General features: G+C 69.3%; 3 protein-coding genes. 2 read left to right on the top strand and 1 reads right to left on the bottom strand.

Annotated features, from left to right (window positions below):
- Positions 1 to 987: MFS transporter (locus BGO15_RS10595; protein WP_286748240.1), on the bottom strand; the 987-nt coding region annotated here is incomplete at its 3' end.
- Between the two features lie 305 nt (positions 988 to 1292).
- On the opposite strand from BGO15_RS10595, the gene BGO15_RS10590 reads away from it, so the two are divergent.
- The gene (locus BGO15_RS10590; RefSeq protein ID WP_286748238.1) at positions 1293 to 1850 is read left to right on the top strand and encodes a YceI family protein; all 558 of its coding nucleotides are present in this window, start codon (positions 1293 to 1295) and stop codon (positions 1848 to 1850) included.
- Between the two features lie 94 nt (positions 1851 to 1944).
- Positions 1945 to 2697 (top strand): dienelactone hydrolase family protein, encoded by a 753-nt coding sequence (locus BGO15_RS10585; protein WP_286748236.1) that lies wholly within the window; start codon positions 1945 to 1947, stop codon positions 2695 to 2697.
- The last annotated feature ends 125 nt before the right edge of the window (positions 2698 to 2822 follow it).

Genomic DNA, 2822 nt, shown 5'->3' with positions numbered 1-2822 from the left:
CAGGATGAGGGCGATCGACAGCGGGAAGATCCGGACGCCGGTCTCCAGCGCGTCGAGGCCGAGTGTCATCTGCAGGTACACCGGGATCATGAAGAACAGTCCGGCGATCACGGCGTACTGTGCGCCGAGCACGCTGAGCCCGGCGCGCAGCCGCGCGATCCCGAACATCGAGACGTCGAGAAGCGCGGGGCGTCCCGTCGCCGAGAGGTGCCGCTGGCGTCGGAGGAAGAGCCACGACAGCAGGACCCCCGCGGCGATGAGGAAGGGCACGATCGACAGTCCGAACGGGGCGATCACGACGTTCCCGATCTGCAGCGGGGCGGCGGGGAGGATCCACCCCCACGTCTTCGACTGCAGCATCCCGTAGACGATCAGCACCAGGCCGGCCGCCGAGAGCACGACGCTCGGAGCGTCGATGCGGACGCGGGCCGGCCTGCTGGTGTCGGCGACGAACCGCGCCAGCAGGAGGACGACGATCATGATGACGGTCTCGCCGATGAAGACGTACCGCCAGCTCAGGTAGGTGGTGAGGAAGCCGCCGATGAGCGGCCCCGCCGCGACGGCGGCCCCGGACACGGCCCCGATCACCGCGAACGCCGTCACGCGCGCGCGGCCCGTGTAGTTGTCGGCGATCAGGGCGGCGATCGCCGGGATCACGAGCACGGCGCCGAGCCCCTCGACGACCGACCAGCCGAGGAAGAGGAAGACGATGTTGGGAGCGAGTCCGGTCGCGAGCGACCCGATCGAGTACACGACCGCCCCGATGACGAGCGCACGGCGCCGCCCCCACACGTCTCCGAGCTTCGCGCCCAGCAGCATCGCCGCCGCCATCGTGAGGGTGTAGAAGGTGATCGCGCTCTGCATCGCAGCCACGCTCGTGTGGAGGTCGGTGACCACCGTGGAGATCGACACGTTCATGACCGTGCTGTCGAGCACCATGACGAACTGCGCGCAGCCCAGGATGATGACGGGCGTCCACTTCGACACGGCTGCGCTCCTCCACGGCTCGTGCGGCCGGCCCGGTCGCGTCCGCATCAGGACCGACACTAGGGGCCGGATGCCTCGACCCGCCAGCACGCCGGGGCGGGAATCGGCCGAACTCGCGACCTCGGCCGCGCGCAACAGCGGAGGTGTGCGGATCTGCGGATGCCGCGCGCCAGATGCATCCGAGATCGTGCGCATCTCCGCAGCTCTGCGCACGAAATCGATCTGCATTCATCGGAATAGATCCGGCAGAGGTGCCGTTGACCCCCGTAAGCACGCCGCTCGACGGCCCGATACGGAGGTACTCCATGACCGACACCACGATCGACATCCCCGGCTACAAGGCCGGCACCTGGAAGCTCGACCCCGCGCACAGCGAGGTCTCGTTCAGCGTCCGCCACATGATGATCTCGAAGGTGCGCGGCACGTTCGGCGTCAAGGACGCCACCATCGTCGCCCCCGAGAACCCGCTCGAGGCCCGCGTCGAGGCGACCGTCGACGTCACCTCCGTGGACACCAAGGACGAGGGTCGCGACGCCCACCTGCGCTCCGGCGACTTCTTCGACGCCGAGAACCACCCCACCTTCGACTTCGTCTCCAAGGGCGTCCGCATCGAGGACGGCGAGTTCCTCGTGGACGGCGACCTGACCATCCGCGGGGTCACCAAGCCCGCCACGTTCGAGCTCGAGTTCGGCGGGTTCGGCGTGGACCCGTGGGGCAACTACAAGGCCGGCGCGACGGCCAAGACGGTCGTCAACCGCGAGGACTTCGGCCTGACCTGGAACGCGGCGCTCGAGACCGGCGGCGTGCTGGTCGGCAAGGACGTCACGATCACGCTCGACCTGCAGGGCTCGTTCGCCGAGTAGCAGACCGTGCACGACGGCACCGGGGCACTCCCCCGGTGCCGTCGTCGTCTCTGCTCTGGTGAGCTCAGTCAGGCGCTGATACCGTGGGGCGTCCATGCGCTTCACTTCCGAACAGGTTCTCGGCGACGGCATCGTCGAGCGTGAGTTCGCACTCGCCGATTTCTCCGGGATCCTGTGGACGCCGCCCGCCGCGTCCTCGTCCACCCCGGTTCCGCTCATTCTGATGGGCCAGCCCGGCGGGTTCGGACTCCGACGGATGTACCCCCGTCTGGTCGCACGGGCGCTCAGCGCCGCCGCGCAGGGCTTCGCCGCGGTCGCCATCGAGCCGCCGGGAGCGGGGGACCGCATCCCGTTGCCCGGCGTGGAGCAGGCTCGCGCGGACCTCCGGCGAACGATCTCCGCGGGCGACCGGCCCGGGGCCGACGTGATCGACCGACTGATCCTCCCGCTCGTCGATCGGGCTGTGCCCGAGTGGCAGCTCACCCTGGACGACCTCCTCGATCGCCCTGAGATCGGCGAGAAAGTCGGATTCTCGGGCGGAGTGATCGCGATCGGCACACGGCTCGCCGCCATCGACTCGCGTATCGCCGCGGCCGGACTCTTCGCCGGCAGCTACGTTCCGACGGTCACCATGGCGGAGGCGCGCCGGGTCACCATCCCGCTGCACGTCCTGCTCCAGTGGGACGACGAGGGGAACGACCGCGGAATGGCTCTCGATCTCTTCGACGCCTTCGCATCCACCGAGAAGACGCTCTACGCCAACATGGGCGGCCACACCGGCGTCCCCCGATTCGCCGGCGAGGACGCCGCCCGATTCTTCGCCCGCCATCTCGGCTCCGCCGCCTAGACTTCGACCCGTGTCGACTCGCTGGACTGCTCTCGCATGAGCGCGGACGACGATCCTCGCGAGGATGAGCTCCGCCGCCTGCAGGCGCGCGCGTACGGTCCCGACGCCGACATCATGGCCGACCC

Origin of the sequence: Microbacterium sp. 71-23, from assembly GCF_001897265.1 — a bacterium.
GTDB lineage: Bacteria > Actinomycetota > Actinomycetes > Actinomycetales > Microbacteriaceae > Microbacterium > Microbacterium ginsengisoli.
The sequence above is the reverse complement of the archived record's forward strand: the minus strand, read 5'-3'. Positions and strand labels throughout refer to the sequence as shown.

Excerpts from the sequence above, each read along its gene's own strand:
- BGO15_RS10590 (WP_286748238.1), top strand. The coding sequence starts at position 1,293 with ATGACCGACACCACGATCGACATCCCCGGCTACAAGGCCGGCACCTGG.
- BGO15_RS10585 (WP_286748236.1), top strand. The coding sequence starts at position 1,945 with ATGCGCTTCACTTCCGAACAGGTTCTCGGCGACGGCATCGTCGAGCGT.